This is a genomic window from Aquitalea palustris, assembly GCF_003693445.1.
Taxonomy (GTDB): Bacteria; Pseudomonadota; Gammaproteobacteria; order Burkholderiales; family Chromobacteriaceae; genus Aquitalea; species Aquitalea palustris.
The window spans coordinates 36,359-56,833 of sequence record NZ_RFAR01000011.1; the positions used below are offsets into that span (position 1 = coordinate 36,359).

Consider the following 20,475-nt stretch of genomic DNA (forward strand, 5'->3'; position numbering starts at 1 on the left):
AGTCAGCGGGAGAGGGTTGGCATTCACGCCCGGGACGCAAAGCTGCAGGCTTGCGCCAGTGGCCGGGTGCCCGGTGTTCATGTCTTGCCGGCTGGGGCCGCCAGCGCGGGCAGTCGGTCCTGAAAGCGCAGCAGCCGTCCGGCATTGGCCATCACCAGCAGGCTGCTCAGGTTATGCAGCAGTGCCGCCAGCAAGACCCCGGCCGAACCAAGCAGGCCCAGCGCCGCCAGCAGGGTGAGCAGGGCGGTCCAGCCCAGGCCGAGTGCCACATTGAGCGACAGGGTGCGGCGACACTGCCGGCTCAGGCGGATGGCGGTGGCCAGCCGGCGCAGATCCTTGCTGATCAGCACCACGTCGGCCGCAGCCACCGCGATATCGGCCGCCTGCGCGCCCATGGCAATGCCGACGGCACCGGCCTTGAGCGCCAGCGAGTCATTGATGCCATCGCCCACCACCAGCGGGCGGTAGCCGGCGTTGATTTCCGCCTGTACCGCGGCCAGCTTGCCGGCTGGCAATACCTGGGCGACTACGCGTTCTATACCCAGCGCCTGCGCCAGCGGCTCGGCTGCTGCGGCGTGATCGCCGGTCAGCAAGAGCTGGCGTTGCAGGCCCAGCTGCCGTAGCTGCTGCATGGCTTCTGCCGCTTCCGGGCGCGGGGTGTCCGCCAGATGAAACCAGGCCAGCAAGCGGCCATCGAGTGCCAGCCCGACCAGCGAAGCCGCGCCACGCGCCGGTGGCAGATGGCTGATGCCCATCTGCTGCAGCAGCGCCGGCCGGCCCAGTACGGCCTGCCCCCAGGCGGTGCCGGCCTGCAAGCCCATGCCGGCCATCTCCTGCACGGCAGTCAGTGGCAGCAGCGGCTGTGTGCCGGCCAGCGTGGCCAGCGCCCGGCTGACCGGGTGGCTGCTGCTGGCTCCCAGGCTGGCTGCCAGCAGCTGGATGTCCGGCCCCGGGCCGGCGTCGAGCACTTCCACCCGCTGCAGGCTGAGCTGACCGCTGGTGAGGGTGCCGGTTTTGTCGATGACCAGCGCGGAGACATCGGCCAGTTCTTCCAGAAAAGCCGTGCCACGAATCAGGATGCCATGGCGCGCCGCCACTGCCACGCCGGCGACGGCTGCAGCCGGTGTGGCCAGCACCAGCGCACAGGGGCAGGCGGCCACCAGCACCGCCAGCATGGCCTGGGTATCACGGCTGATAAACCAGCTGAGCGCTGCCAGCGCCAGCACCAGGCCGAGATAAGCGCCGGCATGGCCTTCCACCAGCCGGGTGATTGGCGGCTTGGCCATTTCGGCCTCGCGCATCAAGGCCGTGATGCGGCCCAGGGCCGACTGCTCCCCCACCTGGCTGATTTCCACCTGCAGCAGCCCTTGCAGATTGACTGCCCCGGCATACACCTGACTGCCGCTGGTCACATCTTGCGGCAGGGATTCGCCGGTGATGGCCGAGGTGTCCAGGCTGGAGTGGCCCTGGCGCACCATGCCGTCGGCCGGGATGCGGTCGCCGGGGCGGACTTCCACACAGTCGCCGCTACGCAGCTGGCTGTTGTCGACGTCCTCGTGGCGGCCATCGGCCAGCAGGCGGCGGCTGCGGCTGCGGGTGAGCGTGGACAGTGCCTGGATGGCCTCTTGCGAACCCAGCAGGCTGCGTTCTTCCAGTACATGGCCCAGCACCATCAGGATGGGTAGCAGGGCGGCGCTGAGCAGGTCGCCACTGGCCCAGGCGCCGATGATGGCCAGCGCCACCAGCAGGTCGGTCAGGCCATGCAGATCGGGATGCTGCAGGCTGCGCCAGGCCGCACGCAAGGCCGGCCCGGCCATCAGCAGGGCGGCGGCCGCAGTCAGCCATTGCGCCAGCGCGCTGCCATTGTCCACGGCAAACTGCCAGTACGCCGCCAGCAGCAACAGGCCGACGGCGCTCATGGCCAGCAGTAGTTGCCGGCCCAGTCCTTGTTGTTCGGCCGGGCTGAGCAGGCCCTTGCCACCGGGGGTGCAGCACAAGCTCATGGTCGTACTCCGGGCAGGATCAGCCGGCTACTGCTGTCCGGCGCGATGGTGCTGAGCTGGCCAGCCTTGGCCAGCACGCCCTGTATCCGGTTGCGGTAGAGCTGGCGCAGCAGCTCTGGCCCGTCTGGCTGTTGCATGTGGCTGGCCAGTGCGCTGATTTCTGTGGTTTCGCTGCGGGCCAGTGCCAGTCGTTCATTGGCGCGGGCGTGGGCGTTGTTGAGCAGGGTGCTGACGGCGGCACTGGCCTGCTGCTGCTGCTGGGCAGCGGCAGTGCGCGCCAGTGCCAGCTGCCGTTCCACAGTCTGGTCGGCGGTCAGCACCGCATCAAAGGCGGCCTGGGCCTGGTGTGGCAGGCTCGATAGCAGGTCGATGCGCACGATGCGGATACCCAGCGCCACGCCTCGTTGGCGTAGTGCTTGCAGGCGCTGGTTGGCGGCCGCCACCAGTTCGGCGCGCAGTCGTTCGCGTTGTATGGCCAGTTGGCCAGAGGCAGTACTGCCACGGCTGACCAGGATGCTGTCCAGATCACGTCCGGCACTCAGTTGCAGGGCGGCGGCACTGACCAGCCGGTCCAGCGCCGGCAGTGCCTGCTCGCCCTGCACGGCATAGGCCATGGCATCGTCAATCTGGTAGTAGACGGTGGCATTCAGCTGTACCACGCCCAGATCGCCGCTGAGCAGATAACCCGAACCCGCCAGCTCGTCGCCCATCTGGCGCAGGGCGGTGCCGGCACCATCCAGTGCCAGCGCATGCGCGTTGCGGGCCAGCCCGGTGATCTGGCGCTGCTGCAACCGTTCGCCAGCGGGCAGCAGCAGGACTTCCTCGATCGGGCTGGGCCAGGCCAGCAACAGCCCGGCATGCTGAACCCGCTCGACCGCGCCAAAGCGCAGGACGACGGCCTGGCTGTCGGCCGGTATCGGTCGCACATGGCCAAACAGCCAGGCCAGGCCGGCCAGCAGCGTCACGCCCAGCAGCAGGCGGTAGCTCAGGCGCAGCGATTGTTCCAGCGGGCTGGCGGTGTGTTCGGTGCTCGGCATCAGCGGCTCTTTGTACTCTTGGGTGCCGTCAGCCCTGGCGGGCCATCCACCAGGGCGCGGAAGGGGGCTGCATCGGTGCGCAATACCAGCTGGGTCGAGTTGTTGACCACACCGTTGAGGGTATCCAGTGAGCGCAGTGTCTTGTATAGCTCCGGTGCGCGCTGGTAGGCCTCGGCGTAGATGCGGGCTGCTTCCACCCGTGAACCGGCTTCGATCTGCGCTGCCGCCACACTGGCATCGGCCTGGCGGATGCGGGCATCGCGTGCTGCATTGGCGCGGATGGCAGCGGCTTCTTCATTGCCGCTGGCCGTGCGTTCCGCTGCGATGGTGTCGCGCTCGGCACGCATGCGTGCCACGGTGGCATCCAGCGTGACGGCAGGCAGCGTCAGCCGCTCCAGTCCGACATCCACCACCCGCACGCCATAACTGGTCAGCAGCTGCGGGGCCAGTTGCTGGCGCAGCCGCTGTTCGAGCTGGCTGATGCGCAGCTGGCTGGCATCGGTATTCACCAGGCTGGACAGGGCAAAACTGCTGCTGCCGGTTTCCATGGCCGAGCCGGCAAAGGTGGCAATCTGGCGCGAGGCTTCTTCCGGCTGGTTTTGTACTGCCCGCAAGAAGCGGGTGATGTGGGTGGCATCGGCTGGTACTTGCCAGGCCACATAGCTTTGCATGATGACGCGCAAACCATCGCGGGTGCCGACATCTTGCAGGCCGCTGGACGTGGTGCGCAGGCGCAGGTCAACCGGGATGGCGCTTTCCAGCGGTGGCGGCAGTCGCCATGCCAGGCCCGGTTGCAGCAGTACGCGTACCGGGTCGCCAAAACGGGTAATGACCACGGCTTCGCCAGAGTGAACTTGCAGCAGGCAGCAGGCCAGGGCAGCCAGCAACAGCACGGCCACGGCAGCCAGCTGTCGCCATAGCAGGCTGCGGCGTGGCAGGGGTGGCGTGCTTGTGTGGTGATGGTGAGCGGAATGGTCCAACACGGACTCCTCAGGGGCGCGGCACCGCCGCACGGGCGGCAGGCTCGGTAGCAATGGGCGGCGGCTTGACTTCGACGCCGGGCAGCGTCGGCGTACTGCCGGCTGGCCGCAGGTCTATGGTGGGCAGCTCGGCGGCCTTGATGCGGTGGTCGATGATCAGCGGTCGGGTGTGACTCAGCCCGTGTGCCAGTGCATGCAGGTAGCGTTCCAGCAAAAAGGTCTGGCCCGCCAGCTGGTATGCCTGCTGGTCGGCCTGAAAGGCAATGGCATCGGCGCGGCTGGCGGCTAGTTGTTCGGCGGCGGCGGCACTGGCGGCGGCGCTCTGGCGCAGGGCGGTCTGCACGGCGGCACTGTGGCTGCGCACCGCCTGGGCACGCTCGGCCGCCACATTGGCCTGGGCCTGAATCTGCGCGGCCTGCACGCCATGATAGGCATTGGCGGCAGCGGCTGGCGGATGGATGGCCTGAATCACCACCGCCAGCAGCTCGATGCCGGCGGCGGAGCGGTCCAGCTGCTGCTGAATGCGGTTGCGCAGTTGCAGCGCGGTGGCTGACAGCCCCTCGCCCAGCAGCTGATCCAGTTGCTGGCCGGCAAAGTAATGCAGCATGGTCTGTTCGGCCAGGCTGTGCAGCAGTGCCGGCGCATCGGCCAGCCGGTACAGCGCCAGTGCGTCTGCATCGCGCAAGCCCTGGCGGTAGACCAGCCGCACATCCAGCCCCATCAACTGGAGGGACTGGCTGCTGCCACGGCCACTGGCAATCAGCTGCATGCTCTCGGCGCGGTGCTGGCCATCCCACAGCCGGTTATTGCTGGCGCTGGCATTCTGTCCACCATCGTCTTCGTTTTGCAGCAGGGTACTGGCCTGCTGATGGACCTGACCATTCTCGATATAACTGACGCGGCCCAGCGGCCACGGCAAACCAAGGTGCAGGCCGGGTTGCCACACCGCCACGGCGGCGCCAAAGCGCTGATAGATGCCGCGCTGCGCGGTACCGATGATGCTGAGGCTGCTCAGCAGCCAGCCGCACAACAGCAAGCCGACGGCCAGCGGGCGCAGCGCACTGCCGAGAAAGCGCAAAGCCCAGCTGTGGCGCAATTCCAGGCCCAGTCCCTGTTGCAACTGCTGGCGCAGCCGCAGTGCCGGGTTGCTGCGCTGCATCAGCGAGGCCAGCAGGCTGTTGAAGGCCGGCGGGCTTGCCTGCTGCCGGTGATAGGGGCGGAATCCGCTGAGCTGCGCGCGTAGCAGTAGTTCGGCGCTGAGCAGCAGCAGCCAGTAGCCGGCTAGCGGCAGGCCGGGCAATAGCCAGTCCAGGCCCAGCATCAGGCCGAATCCGCACAGCGCAGGCAGTAGCAGGGCGAGAATGATGGCGCGTGTCAGCTTGAGCAGCAGCGGGGCCTCCGGCCACTCGGTCGCGTTTTCTTGTGCCAGCCTGCGCTCCAGCAGCAGGCAGCCGAAAGCGGCCAGCAGTCCACACAGCGCTGGCAGCAACAAGGGCTGGCGGCTGATGCCGCTGGTGCTGCCGGCACTCAGATCGGCCTGCACCAGCAGCACAGACAGCAAAAGTGCCAGCAGGCTGCCCAAGGCCTGCCAGATCACTGGCCAGCCGGTGTGGCGGCCGATCAGTCGTCGCAGTCGTGGCCATAGCAAGAGGCGGCGCAGCGGCTGGTTCTGCTGGTAGGCAGCGCGGCTGCGGCGCGGGCGAATGACTAGCCAGGCTGGCAGGGTGAAGGGCAGCAGCGGCAGCGCGGCAAGCCCGTGGCGGCGACGGCGCCAGCCCGCCCGGCTAGCTACCGCATTGAGCAGGCCAGCCAGCAGGCCCAGTGTGGCGGCGTAACTCAGCCACAACAGACGTGCCGGCCACTCGGCCAGCAGCAGGCTGCACAGCAGGCAAGCCAGTGCCGCCAGCATGGCCAGCAGGCTGCAGCAACGGCTGTACCGCTCGTGGTGGCAGTCGGCAGAAACGGATGGGAGAGTGGCTGGCGTCTTCATGTTCCGGGTTCGGGGCGATCAGTGCGTCTGGCTGTGTCGGCAATGCTACACTGGCCAGGATGATAGGCCGAATAAAAGGTGAGCAAATCATGACACAGGCGCACTACCTCAGCGTGTCATTCCTGCTGCTGGCAGGTGGCGCATATGCGGCCAGCCTGCCTGCGGCACAGCCGCCACAGCAGGCCGAGCCTGCCGCAGCGGTGCAGCCGGTGCCGGCCGGACAATATCAATGTCTCGATCCTTCCGGCCAGTTGCACCGGCTGCTGGGCAAGTACGCGCTGAAATGCGGTAATCCGGCTTGCCCGCAGTGCTATCCCGCCGGGCCACAGCCATAGGCCAATGGCGAGCGGGAGAGGCTTCAGTCCGGCAGCAGCTGTTGCAGTGTGCGCTGGTAGATTTCCGCCAGCGGTTCCAGGTGGGCGACTTCCACGCATTCGTTCAGTTTGTGAATGGTGGCGTTGACCGGGCCGAACTCCACCAGCTCGCGCGCGATGCGCTTGATGAAGCGGCCATCCGAAGTACCTCCGGTGGTGGAGAGGACTGCGCTCTGCCCGGTGACCTGATGGATGGCGCTGCTCAGGGCATCGGTCAGTGCACCAGGGGCGGTGATGAAGGGCAGGCCGGACAGCGACCAGTGCAGTTCATAGCCCAGACCGTGACGATCCAGAATGGCGTGCACGCGGTCTTTCAGCGATTCCACCGTACTTTCCGGGCTGAAACGGAAATTGAAGCGGATTTCACACAGGCCGGGAATGATGTTCACCGCGCCGGTGCCGGCGTGGATATTGGACACCTGCCAGCTGGTGGGCGGGAAGAATGCATTGCCCTGGTCCCATTCGGTGCTGGCCAGCTCGGCCAGTGCCGGGGCCATCAGGTGCACCGGATTCTTGGCCAGATGCGGGTAGGCAATGTGGCCCTGGATGCCGTGGATTACCAGCCGGCCGGACAAGGAGCCACGGCGGCCGTTCTTGATGGTGTCGCCCAGTTGCTGGTCCGAGGTGGGCTCACCGACGATGCAGTAATCAATCAGCTCACCGCGTGCTTCCAGCGTATCCACCACCTTGACCGAACCATCCGTCGCCACGCCTTCTTCATCCGAAGTCAGTAGCAGGGCAATGCTGCCGCTGTGCTGCGGGTGATCGGCCACAAAGGCTTCGATGGCGGTGATGAAGGCAGCCAGCGAGGCTTTCATGTCAGCTGCGCCACGGCCGTACAACAGGCCGTTGCGTTGGCGCGGCTCGAATGGCGGGCTGTCCCACTGCTCGGTCGGGCCGCTCGGCACCACGTCGGTATGGCCGGCAAAGCACAGCAGCGGGCCGCTACTGCCGCGGCGTGCCCACAGATTGTCCACCTCGCCAAAACGCATGTTTTCAATGACAAAGCCCAGCGCCTGCAGGCGCTCGGCCAACAGTGGCTGGCAGCCGGCATCACGCGGGGTGACCGAGTCGCGGCGGATCAGTTCGCAGGTAAGGTCCAGTGTCTTGCTCATGCGCCGAACTCCTCGGCCCATTGCGCTTCGTTGAAGCCTACGCTGACCCTGTCCGGGCGCTCCAGCACCGGACGCTTGATGATGGAGGGCTGCGCCTGCAGCACGGCGATGGCCCCGGCCGGCGTGGCCGCCTGGGCTTTGAGTTCTTCAGACAGGCCACGCCAGGTGGTGCCCTGGCGGTTGATCAGCTTGTCCAGGCCGATGGCGTCTATCCAGCCTTGTAATTGCGCAGCGCTGACGCCCTGTTTCTTGAAATCGTGGAATACGTAGTCGATCTGCTGTTCGGTCAGCCACTGGCGGGCTTTCTTGACCGTATTGCAATTGGGGATGCCGTAGAGGGTGATCATGTGTGTGTGCTTGCTTTATAAATCCAGGGTGAATCCGTCAAAGCTGGTGGCGGTCTTGTCGCTGTCTTGCCGCTCCTGCTGTTGTTTGCTGGCGGTTTGCGCTTCGGCCTGCTTGTTCTGCGCATGGTTGATCAGCCAGTACAGATTGGTGGGCGAGTCGGCATTTTTCAAGGCATCGTCCAGCAGAATGCGGTCTTGCTGGTAGAGCCGGAACAGGGATTGTTCGAATGTCTGCGCGCCTTCGCTCATGCTGTTTTCGATGGCTTCCTTGATCTGGTCCACCTCGCCGTTGCGGATCAACTCGGCAATGTGCGGGGTATTGATCAGGATTTCCAGTGCCGGAATCTGCTTGCCGTCCTTGGTGGGAATCAGCCGCTGGGAGATCACCGCGCGCAAGGAGACCGACAGGTCCATCAGCAAGGCATTGCGGCTTTCCGTCGGGAACATGCTGATGACGCGGTTGAGCATGTGATAGCTGTTGTTGGCGTGCAGGGTGCTCAGGCACAGGTGGCCGGACTGTGCGTAATTGATGGCGTGGGTCATGGTCTCCGCATCACGTACTTCACCGATCATCAGTACGTCCGGAGCCTCGCGCATGGCGTTCTTCAGGGCGTTCTGGTAGGAGAAGGTATCCACGCCGATTTCACGCTGGTTGACGATGGATTTCTGATGGCGGTAGACGAATTCGATCGGATCTTCCACGGTCAGGATGTGGCCGGACTGGGTCTGGTTGCGATGCTCCAGCAAGGACGCCACGGTCGAGCTTTTACCGCTGCCGGTGGCACCCACCACGATAATCAGGCCGCGCTTTTGCAGGACCAGTTCCTGCAGTGTATCCGGCAGGTTCAGCTCGGCCAGCGACGGAATCCTCGGGCGGATGAAGCGCACCACCATGGCTACTGTGCCGCGTTGCTTGAAGATGTTGACGCGATAGTTGCCCAGGGTGTCGACCAGGCGGCCGAAGTTCATTTCCAGTTCGCGCTCGAAGGTGGCGATTTCCACCTCGTTCATCAGGCTGTAGGCCAGCTGGCGCACGATGTCGGCGGACAGCGGCTTGTCGTTGATGGGCAGGGTCACGCCGTCGATCTTGATCTGTGGCGGTGCGTCAGCGGTGAAAAAGATGTCGCTGGCCTGTTTGTCGGCCATCAGCTTGAAGAACGGCAGCATCAGCATGGTTGGTATTCCCGATATGCAAGAGATTTGTTGTGGCGGACAGCACGCTGTCCTTGTTATAGCCGTATTGTGCCTGCAGTCGGCGCCGAGCGACAGCAGGCAAGAAAAAAGCCCGCTTGCGCGGGCTTGGCTGGCTCAGGCCTGTTTGCCGACTTCCTGGTCGCGCAGGGCGCGGCGCAGGATTTTGCCGACATTGGTCTTGGGCAGTTCGCTGCGGAACTCCACCATCTTCGGTACCTTGTAGCCGGTCAGGTTTTCGCGGCAATGGTGGATGACATCTTTTTCTGTCAGGGCCGGGTCTTTCTTCACCACGAATACCTTGACTACCTCGCCGGACTTCTCGTCTGGCACGCCGATGCAGGCGACTTCCAGCACGCCGGGGTGGCTGGCGATGATGTCTTCCACTTCATTGGGGTAAACATTGAAGCCGGATACCAGAATCATGTCCTTCTTGCGGTCCACCAGCTTGACGAAGCCTTCCGGTGTCACCATGGCCATGTCGCCGGTGGCCAGGAAGCCGCGCTCGTCGATGACCTTGGCGGTTTCGTCCGGACGGTTCCAGTAGCCCTTCATCACTTGCGGGCCCTTGATGCACAGCTCGCCCTGCTCACCTTGCGGCAGTGCCTGGCCATCCGCACCGCGAATCTCGATGTCGGTGGAGGGAACCGGCAGGCCGATGGTGCCGTTATAGGCCTTGATATCCAGCGGGTTGATGCAGGCCGCCGGGCTGGTTTCGGTCAGGCCATAGGCTTCGGCCAGCGTCACGCCGGTAACCTGCTTCCACTTGTCGGCCACGGCTTTCTGCACCGCCATACCGCCACCCAGCGCCAGGCGCCAGCTGGAGAAGTCGACCGTCAGGAAGTCCGGATTATGCAGCAGTGCGTTGAACAGGGTATTCACCCCGGTCATGGCGGTGACACGGTATTTCTTGATTTCCTTGACGAAGCCGGGGATGTCGCGCGGATTGGTGATCAGGATATTCAGTGCCCCCAGTTCGGTGAACACCATCAGATTGGCCGTCAGTGAAAAGATATGGTACAGCGGCAGGGCGGTGATGATGACCTCCTGCCCCTCGCGCGCCACCGCCTTCACCCAGCTGCCGGCCTGCAGCATGTTGGCAATGATGTTGCGATGGACCAGCATGGCCCCCTTGGAGATGCCGGTGGTGCCGCCGGTGTATTGCAGGAAGGCGATATCCTCATGGCCGATCTCTACCGGCTTGAAGCTGTGCGATGCACCCGCTGCGAGGGCGTCGTTGAAGCGGATATGGCCGGGTAGTTGCCATGCGGGCACCATCTTCTTGATGTTGCGCACCACAAAGTTCACCAGCAGCCGCTTGGGGAAGCCCAGCATGTCGCCAATCGAGGCAATGATGACGTTCTTGACCTTGGTGCGGCCAATCACGTCTTGCAGCACATTGGCGAAATTCTCCAGGATGACGATGGTTTCGGCACCGGAATCGTTGAGCTGGTGCTCCAGTTCGCGCGGAGTGTACAGCGGATTGACGTTGACCACGGTACCGCCGGCGCGCAGGGTGCCGAACACCGCTACCGGGTACTGCAGCAGATTGGGCATCATCACGGCCACGCGGTCGCCCTTTTGCAGCTTCAGCGTGTTCTGCAGGAAGGACGCAAACTGCACGGTCAGCGCTTGCAGCTCGCCATAGCTCAGCACCTTGTCCATATTGGCCATGGCTGGCCGGTCGCGGAACTTCGTTACACTGCGATCAAACACCTCGACAATCGACTGGAACTGATTGATGTCGATCTCGTGTGCTACCCCCGGCTGGTAATTCTTTAGCCAAACCTTTTCCATATCTAGGGTTTCTCCATCGTGCTGATTCGAGAGTGCCGCGCCGGCGCTGGTCGTGCTGGCGAGCGTCTTCTATATATTTGTTTCTGAATTTTCGACCGGGCATTGCGCCCGTTCTTATATACCCGCACTCCGTCGGGTTGCGGGTAATTTACAGTATGTGAAAAACTCGCGCAAAGCGCAGAACCTGTGCGCGGCGGCGGTGGGTAGGGGCTTGACAGGCTTCGGTTTTCTTTTTCGCGGGAATGGGTTACAATCGCGATGTTTAGGGATGGGCGTTTCGCCCATTTTTTATTTGTGGAAAGAAGCAATGGATGTTCGTTTGCTGCTGGAAAACACCCTGCCAGGTCTAGGCTATGAGCTGGTCGATTTCGAAATGACCCAGGGTGGCGGTTATCGCGTGTTTATGGACAAGCCCGGTGGTATCACGGTGGAAGACTGTGTGCTGGTAAGCAACCACCTGACCCGTCTGTTTACGGTTGAAAACGTTAATTACGAACGGCTCGAGGTTTCCTCCCCGGGGCTGGATCGTCCTCTCAAGAAAGAGGCCGACTTCGTGCGCTTTGCCGGACAGCTTGCCAAGATCAAGACGCGCATGCCGGTCGAGCAGCAAAAGAAGTTTGCCGGTCGTCTTGCCGGGGTTGAAAATGGCGCCGTCAAGCTGGAAGTGGAAGGCGGCCGCATCGTGGCAATTGCCCTGACCAATATCGACAAAGCCAGGCTAGAGCCTGAGTTTTGAGCGGAGGCGGGCTCTGACGCCACGCATAAGGACAAAAATTCGGAGGAATGCATGAGTCGCGAGATTTTGTTGCTGGTTGATGCCCTGGCAAGCGAAAAGAACGTCAGCAAGGACGTGGTCTTTTCCGCCCTTGAAATGGCGCTTGCTTCGGCAACCAAAAAGAAGTTTACCGATGACGAAATGGATGTGCGTGTCGAAATCGACCGCCATACCGGGCAGTACCAGACTTTCCGCCGCTGGACGGTGGTGCAGAACGAGCTGATCGAAAACGAAAGCCGTGAACTGACCATCACCGACGCGCGTGATGATGATCCGCGCATCGAGGTGGGTGCCGTGATCGAACAGCCGATGGAAGCCGTGGAATTCGGCCGTATTGGTGCGCAGACCGCCAAGCAGGTCATCCTGCAACGCATCCGCGATGCCGAGCGCGAACAGCTGCTGAACGAGTTCCTGCAGCGCCGCGAGCATCTGGTCAGTGGCACCATCAAGCGCATCGAACGTGGCAATGCCATCATCGAATGCGGCAAGCTGGAAGCCGTACTGCCCCGCGATCAGATGATTCCGAAGGAAAACCTGCGCGTGGGCGACCGCGTCAAGGCCTTCCTGCTGCGCATCGACCGCATGGGTCGTGGTCCGCAGCTGGTGTTGTCGCGTACTTCCAGCCAGTTCATCATCAAGCTGTTCGAGCTGGAAGTGCCGGAAATCGAAGAAGGCCTGCTGGAGATCAAGGAAGCGGTCCGCGATGCCGGTCTGCGCGCCAAGATCGCCGTCAAGGCCAACGATGCCCGTATCGATCCGCAAGGTACCTGCATCGGCATGCGCGGCTCCCGCGTTCAGGCCGTTACCCAGGAACTGGCTGGCGAGCGTATCGATATCGTGTTGTGGGCACCGGAACCGGCACAGTTCGTGATCAACGCACTGTCCCCGGCTGAAGTCAACCGCATCATGATCGATGAAGACAACCACAGCATGGATGTGGTGGTCGAGGAAGACCAGCTGGCTCTGGCTATCGGTCGTAGCGGCCAGAACGTGAAGCTCGCTGCCGAGCTGACTGGCTGGTACCTCAACATCATGACGGTTACCGAAGCGGAAGAGAAACACCAGGCGGAAGACGCGCAATTGCGTGATCTGTTCGTCAAGTGCCTGAGCGTGGATGAAGCAACTGCCACTGTTCTGGTGCAAGAGGGTTTCGCCACCCTGGAAGAGGTGGCATATGTGCCGATCGCCGAGATGCTGGAGATCGACGGTTTTGACGAGGAGTTGGTGAATGAGCTGCGTAGCCGTGCACGTGACGCCATCCTCACCCAGGCCATTGCGTCCGAAGAGAAAGTCGAAGGTGTGTCCGAAGACCTGAAGGATATCGAGGGTCTGGATGCCGAGCTGGTTCGCAAGTTGGCCGAAAACGGCGTGTCCACGCGAGATGATCTGGCCGATCTGGCCGTCGACGATCTGGTGGACATGACCGGCATTGAAGCTGAAGCTGCACGTGCAATCATCATGAAAGCGCGCGAACACTGGTTCAACCAGTAAGGCTTCTTCGGGAAGTATTTACGGAATTTGGGAAGACGCATGGTATTGACGAATGTAAAACAGTTTGCCGGTGAGCTGAACCTCACGCCTGAACGATTGCTGGAACAGCTTCGTGCAGCGGGTGTGGCCAAGCGCGCGCCGGATGATACGCTCTCCGAGCAGGATAAATCCCAGCTTCTTGACTACCTGAAGCGTTCGCATGGCGCCCGTGATGAGTCGCGTATTACGCTGACCCGCAAGTCCACCAGTGAAATCAAGACCGCTGACGGTAGTACGGTAAAAGTGGAGACGCGCAAGAAGCGTGTCGTGGTTCGTCCGGAAGACACTCCGGCAGCTGCACCGGCAGAAGTTGCGCCGGCTGCCGCCCCGGTAGCCAAGGCCGCCGAACCTGTTTCTGCCCCCGCTCCGGCGGCAGAGACCAAGCCGGCGGAAGTCAAGCCGGAAGCAAAGCCGGAACCGCAAGTAAAGGTTGAACCCAAGGTGGAATCCAAGCCCGCCGCACCGGTAGCTCCGGTTGCGGAAGCCCCGGCCAAGGAAGCTGCACCTGCTGCCAAGCCGGCTCCGGCTCCGGTACGCACCGTGGCCTCCATTCTGTCGCCGGAAGAAGTAGCCTCCCGCGAAGCGGAAGAAAAGCGTCAGGCTGCTTTCCGTGCCCGTCAGCAAGAGCTGATGCGCGAAAAGATCGAACGCGAAGAGCGCCGTCAGGCAGCTCGTCTGGCTGCCCAGCAACCCGCACCGGCGCCGGCTCCCAAGCCGGTTGAAGCACCGAAGCCGGTTGAGGCGCGCAGCGACGAGCGCCGCGATGAGCGCGGTCCGCGTCCGGCTGGTGCCGATAACCGTGGCCCGCGTCCGGCTGGCGACAACCGTGGCCCGCGCCCGGCTGGCGACAACCGTGGCCCGCGTCCGGCTGGTGACAACCGTGGTCCGCGCCCGGCTGGTGCCGACAACCGTGGTCCGCGTCCGGCTGGTGCCGACAATCGCGGCCCGCGTCCGGCTGCAGCGCCGGGTGCCCCGGTCGTTCCTGCTACGGTAGCCGGTCGTCCGGATGCCAAGAAGGGCGGCGCCAAGAAGGGTAACGAGCGCTGGGAAGAAGGCAAGAAGGGCCGTGGTCTGAAGACCAAGGGTGGCGATGCCGGCAGCGACTGGAAATCCCGCGGTGGCAAGGGCAAGCACAAGCAGAACAACCAGCATGCTTTCCAGGCCCCGACCGAGCCCATCATTCATGAAGTGCTGGTGCCGGAAACCATCTCCGTGGCCGATCTGGCTCACCGCATGGCCGTCAAGGCTGTTGAGGTGATCAAGGTCCTGATGAAGATGGGCATGATGGTGACCATCAACCAGGTGCTGGACCAGGAAACCGCCATGATCGTGGTGGAAGAAATGGGCCACAAGCCGCGTGCGGCGCAGGCGGATGATCCGGAAGCCTATCTGGAAAAGCCGGAAGGCGAAGAAGTGGAAGTGGCTGTGTTGCCGCGTCCGCCGGTAGTGACCGTGATGGGTCACGTCGACCACGGCAAGACCTCGCTGCTGGACTACATTCGTCGCGCCAAAGTGGCTGCGGGCGAAGCCGGTGGCATTACCCAGCATATCGGTGCTTACCACGTGGAAACTCCGCGCGGCATGATCACCTTCCTGGATACCCCGGGTCACGAAGCGTTTACCGCCATGCGTGCTCGTGGTGCCAAGGCGACCGACATTGTGGTGCTGGTCGTGGCTGCCGATGACGGCGTGATGCCGCAGACGATTGAAGCCATTCACCATGCCAAGGCTGCCAAGGTGCCGATGGTGGTGGCAGTCAACAAGATCGACAAGATGGGTGCCAATGTAGAACGCATCCGTCAGGAACTGGTTTCGCACGAAGTGGTGCCGGAAGACTGGGGTGGCGATACCCAGTTCATCGAAGTTTCTGCCAAGCAAGGCACCAACATCGATGCACTGCTGGAAGCCATCTTGCTGCAAGCCGAAGTACTGGAGCTGAATGCACCGATCGAAGCCCCGGCCAAGGGCATCATCGTGGAAGCCCGTCTGGACAAGGGTCGTGGCCCGGTAGCCACCCTGCTGGTTCAGTCCGGCACCCTGAAGAAGGGCGACGTGGTGCTGGCTGGTACGGCATTTGGTCGCGTTCGCGCCATGATGGACGAAAACGGCAAGGCCATCGACACCGCTGGCCCGGCCATCCCGGTAGAAATTCTGGGTCTGTCCGACGTGCCGCAAGCCGGTGAAGACGCCATGGTGCTGACCGACGAACGCAAGGCGCGTGAAATCGCCCTGTTCCGTGCGGGTAAGTTCCGTGACGTTCGCCTAGCCAAGCAGCAAGCCGCCAAGCTGGAAAACATGTTCGCCCAGATGGCCGATGGCAGTGGCGAGGTGCAAACCTTGTCCATCATCATCAAGGCCGACGTACAGGGTTCCTACGAAGCCCTGGCTGGCAGCCTGCAGAAGCTGTCCACCGACGAAGTGCGTGTCAGCATCCTGCACTCCGGCGTGGGTGGTATCTCGGAATCGGACATCAACCTGGCGATTGCTTCCAAGGCTATCGTGATCGGTTTCAACACCCGCTCCGACGCTGCTGCGCGCAAGCTGGCCGAGAACGAAGGCGTGGACATTCGTTACTACAGCATCATTTACGATGCTGTGGACGAAGTGAAAGCAGCCCTGTCCGGCATGCTGGCTCCGGAGAAGAAGGAACAAATCCTGGGTACCGTCGAGATCCGTCAGGTGATCCCGGTGTCGAAGGTAGGCAATATCGCGGGTTGTATGGTGACTGACGGCCTGATCAAGCGTACTGCTTCGATCCGTCTGATCCGCAACCACGTGGTGGTGCACACCGGCGAACTGGACTCGCTGAAGCGCTTCAAGGACGACGTGAAGGAAGTGAAGCAAGGTTACGAATGTGGCCTGATGCTGAAGAACTTCAACGACATCCAGGAAGGCGACCAACTGGAAGCTTTCGAAATCGTGGAAGTGGCTCGCTCGCTGTAAGCGGCAGCTCACCGGCGGGCGCGCTTCGGGCTCAGGCTCGAAGGCGCTCGCCTTTTGCATTCAAGGCGGCTGACACAAGGCCGGGTATCTGCCCGGCTGGCTGTTGGCCGCTTTTATACCGACAGGATGGAAATCATGGCCAAAGCCAGAAAAGGTTTCTCCCGCTCCGACCGCATTGCTGAGCAGATTCAGCGCGAGTTGGCCGAACTGGTCCGCACTGGTCTGAAAGACCCGCGCGTGGGCTGGATCACCATTACCGCCGTGCAGGTGACGCGTGACTACTCGCACGCCAAGGTGTTCTACACCGTGATGGACGAAAAGACCCGCGAAGTCAGCCAGGAGGCGCTTGATCACTCCGCCGGTTTCCTGCGCTCCGAGCTGGGTCGCAGCATCAAGATGTTTACCACGCCGCAACTGCACTTTGTCTACGACGAGTCGGTATCGCGCGGCATGCACATGACCAGCCTGATCAATCAGGTGGCGCGTGAAGACGCTGAAAAATTCAGCGCTGCTGAAGGCGAGGGCGCAACGGCCGCGCAAGAGCAGGAAGGTAGCGAGGAATGAGCAAGCCGCGCAGCAACCGCCGCCAGATCGATGGCGTGCTGCTGATCGACAAGCCCTATGATATTTCCAGCAATAACGCGTTGCAAAAGGCGCGTTGGTTGCTGAACGCTGCCAAGGCAGGCCATACCGGCGTGCTGGATCCGCTGGCCACCGGCCTGTTGCCGATGTGCCTGGGGGAGGCCACCAAGTTCTCCTCTTACCTGCTGGATGCCGACAAGGGCTATCGTGCCACGGTGCGCTTTGGTGCGGCGACTACCACCGGTGACATCGAAGGCGATGTCATTCGGGAATGTCCGATTGCATTTGATGAGGCGGGCCTGCTGCAGGTGATGCAGCAGTTCGTCGGCGAGATCAGCCAGGTGCCGCCAATGTATTCGGCGCTCAAGCACCAGGGCAAACCGCTGTATGAATATGCTCGCGAAGGCATTGAAATCCATCGCGAGCCACGCCGCATCACCATTCACTCGCTCAAGCTGATCAGCTTTGATGGTGTGGAAGCAGTAATCGACGTGCTGTGCAGCAAGGGTACTTATATCCGTACTCTGGCCGAAGACATTGCCATTGCACTGGATTGTGCAGCCCATTTGACCGGCCTGCGCCGTACGACTACTGGTGGTTTTCAATTGTCCGACGCGCACGCGCTGGCCGCCGTCGAGGCGCTGGACATGGCCGGGCGCGAGGCTTTGCTACTGCCTGCCGATGTGTTGGTGCAACATTTTCCCGCTACTACGCTGGATGAAGCCATGGCCGGGCGTTTTATTCATGGGCAGGCCGTGCGTTTTGCCGGCAACTGTGAGAAAATGACGCGCTTCCGGGTTTACAGCGATGCAAACGCGGAGTTTCTTGGTCTGGCCGAGGTGCGTGATGATGACATGCTGCACCCGATCAGACTGCTGGCTGTCAAACAGGCAGCCTGCTAGCGAAGTGCGGATGGGTTGGGCAACCGGCTCGCTGCACTTGTCGGATCGCAAGATCCTTACCTGATTTGGAGTTACCCAAAATGGCAATGACCGCCACCCAAAAAGCAGAAATCGTTAAAAACTTCCAACACAAGGAAGGCGATACCGGTTCGTCCGAAGTGCAAATCGCACTGCTGACCGCTCGTATCAACGATCTGACCCCGCACTTCAAGGCCAACACCAAGGATCACCACAGCCGTCGTGGTCTGTTGAAAATGGTTAGCCGTCGTCGTCGTCTGCTTGACTACCTCAAGCGCACCGATGCTGACAGCTACCGCGCCGTGATTGCCCGTCTGGGTCTGCGCAAGTAATTGGTTCAGGTTTGAAAAAGTCGCAGCAAGTCTGCGACTTTTTCACGCTGGCCTTCAAGCACGCTGTATTACTGTGACAACGGGGGGAGCCTCTAGAAATTTTGATCGCGGTCGGTCTGAATTTTTAGGGGTTCCCGTTGTGTTTTCAGCTTGAAAAAACATATTTTGACTAAGGGATACCCTGTGTTCAATAAAATTACCAAATCGTTTCAGTATGGTAACCAGACTGTTACCCTGGAAACCGGCGAAGTAGCGCGCCAGGCTTCCGGCTCCGTTATTGTATCCGTTGATGAAACCGTGGTTCTGGTGGCCGTTGTTGGTGGCAAAAATGTCAAGCCGGGCCAGGACTTCTTCCCGTTGACCGTGGACTACCTGGAGCGTACCTACGCTGCCGGTAAAATCCCGGGTGGCTTCTTCAAGCGCGAAGGCAAGCAGTCCGAGAAGGAAGTGCTGACCAGCCGCCTGATCGACCGTCCGATCCGCCCGCTGTTCCCGGAAGGCTTCTACCACGACGTACAGATCGTGGCCACCGTGCTGTCGCTGAATCCGGAAGTGGATTCCGACATCCCGGCCATGATTGGTGCTTCTGCTGCACTGGCCATCTCCGGCCTGCCGTTTGCCGGCCCGATCGGCGCTGCCCGCGTGGGCTACGCCAATGGCGAATACATCCTGAACCCGACCAAGACCGAACTGGCGACTTCCGCCATGGATCTGGTGGTGGCCGGTACCGAACGTGCCGTGCTGATGGTGGAATCCGAAGCCAAGGAACTGTCCGAAGCCGTGATGCTGGGTGCTGTAGTGTTCGGTCACGAACAAATGCAGTCCGCCATCAAGGCCATCAACGAACTGGCTGACGAAGTCAACCCGGTGATGTTTGACTGGGCTGCTCCGGTACAAAACGAAGAGCTGATCGCCCAGGTGCGTGGCATTGCCGGTGCCAAGCTGGCTGATGCCTTCCGCCTGCGTCAGAAGCAAGCCCGTACCGTGGCCATCAACGAAGCCTGGAGCGACGTGAAGGCTGCGCTGATCAATGAAGAAACCGACACCCTGAAGGCTAACGAGATCAAGGGCATCTTCAAGGGTCTGGAAGCGGAAATCGTCCGTGGCCAGATTCTGGCTGGCGAACCGCGTATCGACGGTCGCGACACCCGTACCGTCCGCCCGATCAGCATCCGCAGCAACGTGCTGCCGCGTACCCACGGTTCCGCCCTGTTTACCCGTGGCGAAACCCAAGGTCTGGTGGTTACCACGCTGGGTACCAAGCAGGATGAGCAAATCATCGACGCGCTGGCTGGTGAATACACCGAGCGCTTCATGCTGCATTACAACTTCCCGCCGTACTCCACCGGTGAAGCCGGCCGCATGGGCCCGCCGAAGCGTCGTGAAATCGGCCACGGCCGTCTGGCCAAGCGCGCGCTGATCGCCGTTCTGCCGCCGGAAACCGAATTCGGTTACTCCATGCGCGTGGTATCGGAAATCACCGAGTCCAACGGTTCGTCCTCCATGGCTTCGGTATGTGGCGGCTGCCTGTCGCTGCTGTCCGCCGGTGTGCCGCTGAAGGCGCACGTGGCTGGTATCGCCATGGGTCTGATCCTGGAAGGCAACCGTTTCGCCGTGCTGACCGACATCCTGGGTGATGAAGATCACCTGGGCGACATGGATTTCAAGGTGGCTGGTACTGCCGAAGGCATCACCGCACTGCAGATGGACATCAAGATCCAGGGCATCACCAAGGAAATCATGCAGGTTGCCCTGGCGCAAGCCAAGGAAGGCCGCGAGCATATCCTGGGTCTGATGAAGGAAGCCGTGGATGGCCCGCAAGAGCTGTCCGCCCACGCTCCGCGTCTGTACGTGATGAAGATCAATCCGGAGAAAATCCGTGAAGTGATTGGCAAGGGTGGCGAAACCATCCGCTCCATCACCAAGGACACCGGTACCGAAATCAACATCGATGAAGATGGCACCATCACCATCGCTTCCATCTCCGGCGAAGGTGCCGAAGCTGCCAAGAAGCGTATCGAGGAAATCACCGTTGAAGTCGAAGTAGGCAAGATCTACGAAGGTACCGTGGTGAAGATTCTCGACAACAATGTCGGCGCCATCGTATCCATTCTGCCGGGCAAGGATGGTCTGGTTCATATCTCGCAGATCGCCAACGAGCGTATCAAGAATGTGTCCGACTACCTGAAGGAAGGTCAGATCGTTAAGGTCAAGGCCATCGAAATGGATGATCGCGGCCGTATCCGCCTGTCGATCAAGGCCCTGCTGGAAGACGAATCCAAGGTAGCGCGCGAAACCGCCGACTCCTTCGGTCTGAAGACCCAGCAGTAATTCCGCTTTGCCGGAAACAAGAAAGCCCGCAGCGATGCGGGCTTTTTTACGCCTGTAGTGTGTCAGCCTGCCGGCAGGCAAGCTGTTGTTGCATGTCGCCATTGCCGCAGTGCCAGCTGGGAAAATTGACTATTCTGGGCTGCTTGCACCGCTGTTGACGCTACAATCTGCTGCAAGTCTTTGAATAAGATGGAAATTGTTCTGGCTTGTCTGCTTTGAGATAGGTCA

Annotated in this window: 16 protein-coding genes; 8 read left to right on the top strand and 8 right to left on the bottom strand. The window is 61.9% G+C overall.

Annotation, left to right across the window (positions count from 1 at the left end; genetic code table 11):
* Window positions 1-77: 77 nt before the first annotated feature.
* From EAY64_RS03730 to EAY64_RS03745, 4 genes are read right to left on the bottom strand one after another with little or no spacing between them, the layout of a single operon-like run.
* Complete coding sequence (locus EAY64_RS03730) at window positions 78-2,003, bottom strand: heavy metal translocating P-type ATPase (protein WP_103523449.1); 1,926 nt, start codon at window positions 2,001-2,003, stop codon at window positions 78-80.
* Entirely contained in the window at window positions 2,000-3,040 is a 1,041-nt protein-coding gene (locus EAY64_RS03735) for an SPFH domain-containing protein (RefSeq protein WP_103523450.1), read from the bottom strand. Before EAY64_RS03735 ends, EAY64_RS03730 begins: the two co-directional genes overlap by 4 nt.
* The gene (locus tag EAY64_RS03740; RefSeq protein ID WP_199734380.1) at window positions 3,040-4,020 is read right to left on the bottom strand and encodes an SPFH domain-containing protein; all 981 of its coding nucleotides are present in this window, start codon (window positions 4,018-4,020) and stop codon (window positions 3,040-3,042) included. Before EAY64_RS03740 ends, EAY64_RS03735 begins: the two co-directional genes overlap by 1 nt.
* 10 nt (window positions 4,021-4,030) lie before the next feature.
* Complete coding sequence (locus tag EAY64_RS03745; RefSeq protein ID WP_103523451.1) at window positions 4,031-6,010, bottom strand: SPFH domain-containing protein; 1,980 nt, start codon at window positions 6,008-6,010, stop codon at window positions 4,031-4,033.
* A gap of 89 nt (window positions 6,011-6,099) precedes the next feature.
* On the opposite strand from EAY64_RS03745, the gene EAY64_RS03750 reads away from it, so the two are divergent.
* Window positions 6,100-6,345, top strand: coding sequence for a hypothetical protein (locus tag EAY64_RS03750; RefSeq protein WP_103523452.1), 246 nt, complete (start codon window positions 6,100-6,102; stop codon window positions 6,343-6,345).
* Window positions 6,346-6,368: 23 nt separating this feature from the next.
* Here the strand turns inward: EAY64_RS03750 and dapE are convergent, their stop codons facing one another.
* The 4 genes from dapE to EAY64_RS03770 form a co-directional block, all read right to left on the bottom strand.
* On the bottom strand, window positions 6,369-7,499 hold the full coding sequence (gene dapE / locus EAY64_RS03755; RefSeq protein ID WP_103523453.1) for a succinyl-diaminopimelate desuccinylase: 1,131 nt from the start codon (window positions 7,497-7,499) through the stop codon (window positions 6,369-6,371).
* Complete coding sequence (locus EAY64_RS03760) at window positions 7,496-7,846, bottom strand: ArsC family reductase (protein ID WP_103523454.1); 351 nt, start codon at window positions 7,844-7,846, stop codon at window positions 7,496-7,498. The genes dapE and EAY64_RS03760 overlap by 4 nt, the downstream gene beginning before the upstream one ends.
* A gap of 15 nt (window positions 7,847-7,861) precedes the next feature.
* Window positions 7,862-9,019 carry a PilT/PilU family type 4a pilus ATPase gene (locus EAY64_RS03765; protein ID WP_103523455.1) on the bottom strand — a complete coding sequence of 386 codons (1,158 nt, stop codon included), beginning with the start codon at window positions 9,017-9,019 and terminating at the stop codon, window positions 7,862-7,864.
* A gap of 135 nt (window positions 9,020-9,154) precedes the next feature.
* Complete coding sequence (locus EAY64_RS03770; RefSeq protein ID WP_103523456.1) at window positions 9,155-10,834, bottom strand: long-chain-fatty-acid--CoA ligase; 1,680 nt, start codon at window positions 10,832-10,834, stop codon at window positions 9,155-9,157.
* Window positions 10,835-11,141: 307 nt separating this feature from the next.
* Here EAY64_RS03770 and rimP point away from each other — a divergent pair, with 307 nt between their 5' ends.
* The 7 genes from rimP (at window position 11,142) to pnp (ending at window position 20,247) form a co-directional block, all read left to right on the top strand.
* A complete protein-coding gene (rimP, locus tag EAY64_RS03775) occupies window positions 11,142-11,570 on the top strand; it encodes a ribosome maturation factor RimP (protein ID WP_103523457.1) in 429 nt (142 codons plus the stop codon).
* A 51-nt stretch (window positions 11,571-11,621) separates the two neighbouring features.
* Window positions 11,622-13,100 (top strand): transcription termination factor NusA, encoded by a 1,479-nt coding sequence (gene nusA / locus EAY64_RS03780; RefSeq protein ID WP_103523458.1) that lies wholly within the window; start codon window positions 11,622-11,624, stop codon window positions 13,098-13,100.
* Window positions 13,101-13,139: 39 nt separating this feature from the next.
* Window positions 13,140-16,082 (top strand): translation initiation factor IF-2, encoded by a 2,943-nt coding sequence (infB, locus tag EAY64_RS03785; protein ID WP_103523459.1) that lies wholly within the window; start codon window positions 13,140-13,142, stop codon window positions 16,080-16,082.
* Window positions 16,083-16,217: 135 nt separating this feature from the next.
* Complete coding sequence (rbfA, locus tag EAY64_RS03790) at window positions 16,218-16,646, top strand: 30S ribosome-binding factor RbfA (protein ID WP_103523484.1); 429 nt, start codon at window positions 16,218-16,220, stop codon at window positions 16,644-16,646.
* Window positions 16,643-17,566, top strand: coding sequence for a tRNA pseudouridine(55) synthase TruB (truB, locus tag EAY64_RS03795; RefSeq protein ID WP_103523460.1), 924 nt, complete (start codon window positions 16,643-16,645; stop codon window positions 17,564-17,566). The genes rbfA and truB overlap by 4 nt, the downstream gene beginning before the upstream one ends.
* Window positions 17,567-17,646: 80 nt before the next feature.
* Window positions 17,647-17,916 (top strand): 30S ribosomal protein S15, encoded by a 270-nt coding sequence (gene rpsO / locus EAY64_RS03800; RefSeq protein ID WP_103523461.1) that lies wholly within the window; start codon window positions 17,647-17,649, stop codon window positions 17,914-17,916.
* Window positions 17,917-18,099: 183 nt separating this feature from the next.
* Entirely contained in the window at window positions 18,100-20,247 is a 2,148-nt protein-coding gene (pnp, locus tag EAY64_RS03805) for a polyribonucleotide nucleotidyltransferase (RefSeq protein ID WP_103523462.1), read from the top strand.
* Window positions 20,248-20,475 lie beyond the last annotated feature (228 nt).

Bases quoted from the DNA above. Each gene is read 5' to 3' on its own strand.
- EAY64_RS03765 (WP_103523455.1), bottom strand. From the start codon at position 9,019: ATGCTGATGCTGCCGTTCTTCAAGCTGATGGCCGACAAACAGGCCAGC.
- EAY64_RS03730 (WP_103523449.1), bottom strand. From the start codon at position 2,003: ATGAGCTTGTGCTGCACCCCCGGTGGCAAGGGCCTGCTCAGCCCGGCC.
- truB (WP_103523460.1), top strand. From the start codon at position 16,643: ATGAGCAAGCCGCGCAGCAACCGCCGCCAGATCGATGGCGTGCTGCTG.
- EAY64_RS03735 (WP_103523450.1), bottom strand. From the start codon at position 3,040: ATGCCGAGCACCGAACACACCGCCAGCCCGCTGGAACAATCGCTGCGC.
- EAY64_RS03760 (WP_103523454.1), bottom strand. From the start codon at position 7,846: ATGATCACCCTCTACGGCATCCCCAATTGCAATACGGTCAAGAAAGCC.
- rpsO (WP_103523461.1), top strand. From the start codon at position 17,647: ATGGCAATGACCGCCACCCAAAAAGCAGAAATCGTTAAAAACTTCCAA.
- EAY64_RS03745 (WP_103523451.1), bottom strand. From the start codon at position 6,010: ATGAAGACGCCAGCCACTCTCCCATCCGTTTCTGCCGACTGCCACCAC.
- rbfA (WP_103523484.1), top strand. From the start codon at position 16,218: ATGGCCAAAGCCAGAAAAGGTTTCTCCCGCTCCGACCGCATTGCTGAG.
- dapE (WP_103523453.1), bottom strand. From the start codon at position 7,499: ATGAGCAAGACACTGGACCTTACCTGCGAACTGATCCGCCGCGACTCG.
- EAY64_RS03770 (WP_103523456.1), bottom strand. From the start codon at position 10,834: ATGGAAAAGGTTTGGCTAAAGAATTACCAGCCGGGGGTAGCACACGAG.
- rimP (WP_103523457.1), top strand. From the start codon at position 11,142: ATGGATGTTCGTTTGCTGCTGGAAAACACCCTGCCAGGTCTAGGCTAT.
- infB (WP_103523459.1), top strand. From the start codon at position 13,140: ATGGTATTGACGAATGTAAAACAGTTTGCCGGTGAGCTGAACCTCACG.
- EAY64_RS03750 (WP_103523452.1), top strand. From the start codon at position 6,100: ATGACACAGGCGCACTACCTCAGCGTGTCATTCCTGCTGCTGGCAGGT.
- nusA (WP_103523458.1), top strand. From the start codon at position 11,622: ATGAGTCGCGAGATTTTGTTGCTGGTTGATGCCCTGGCAAGCGAAAAG.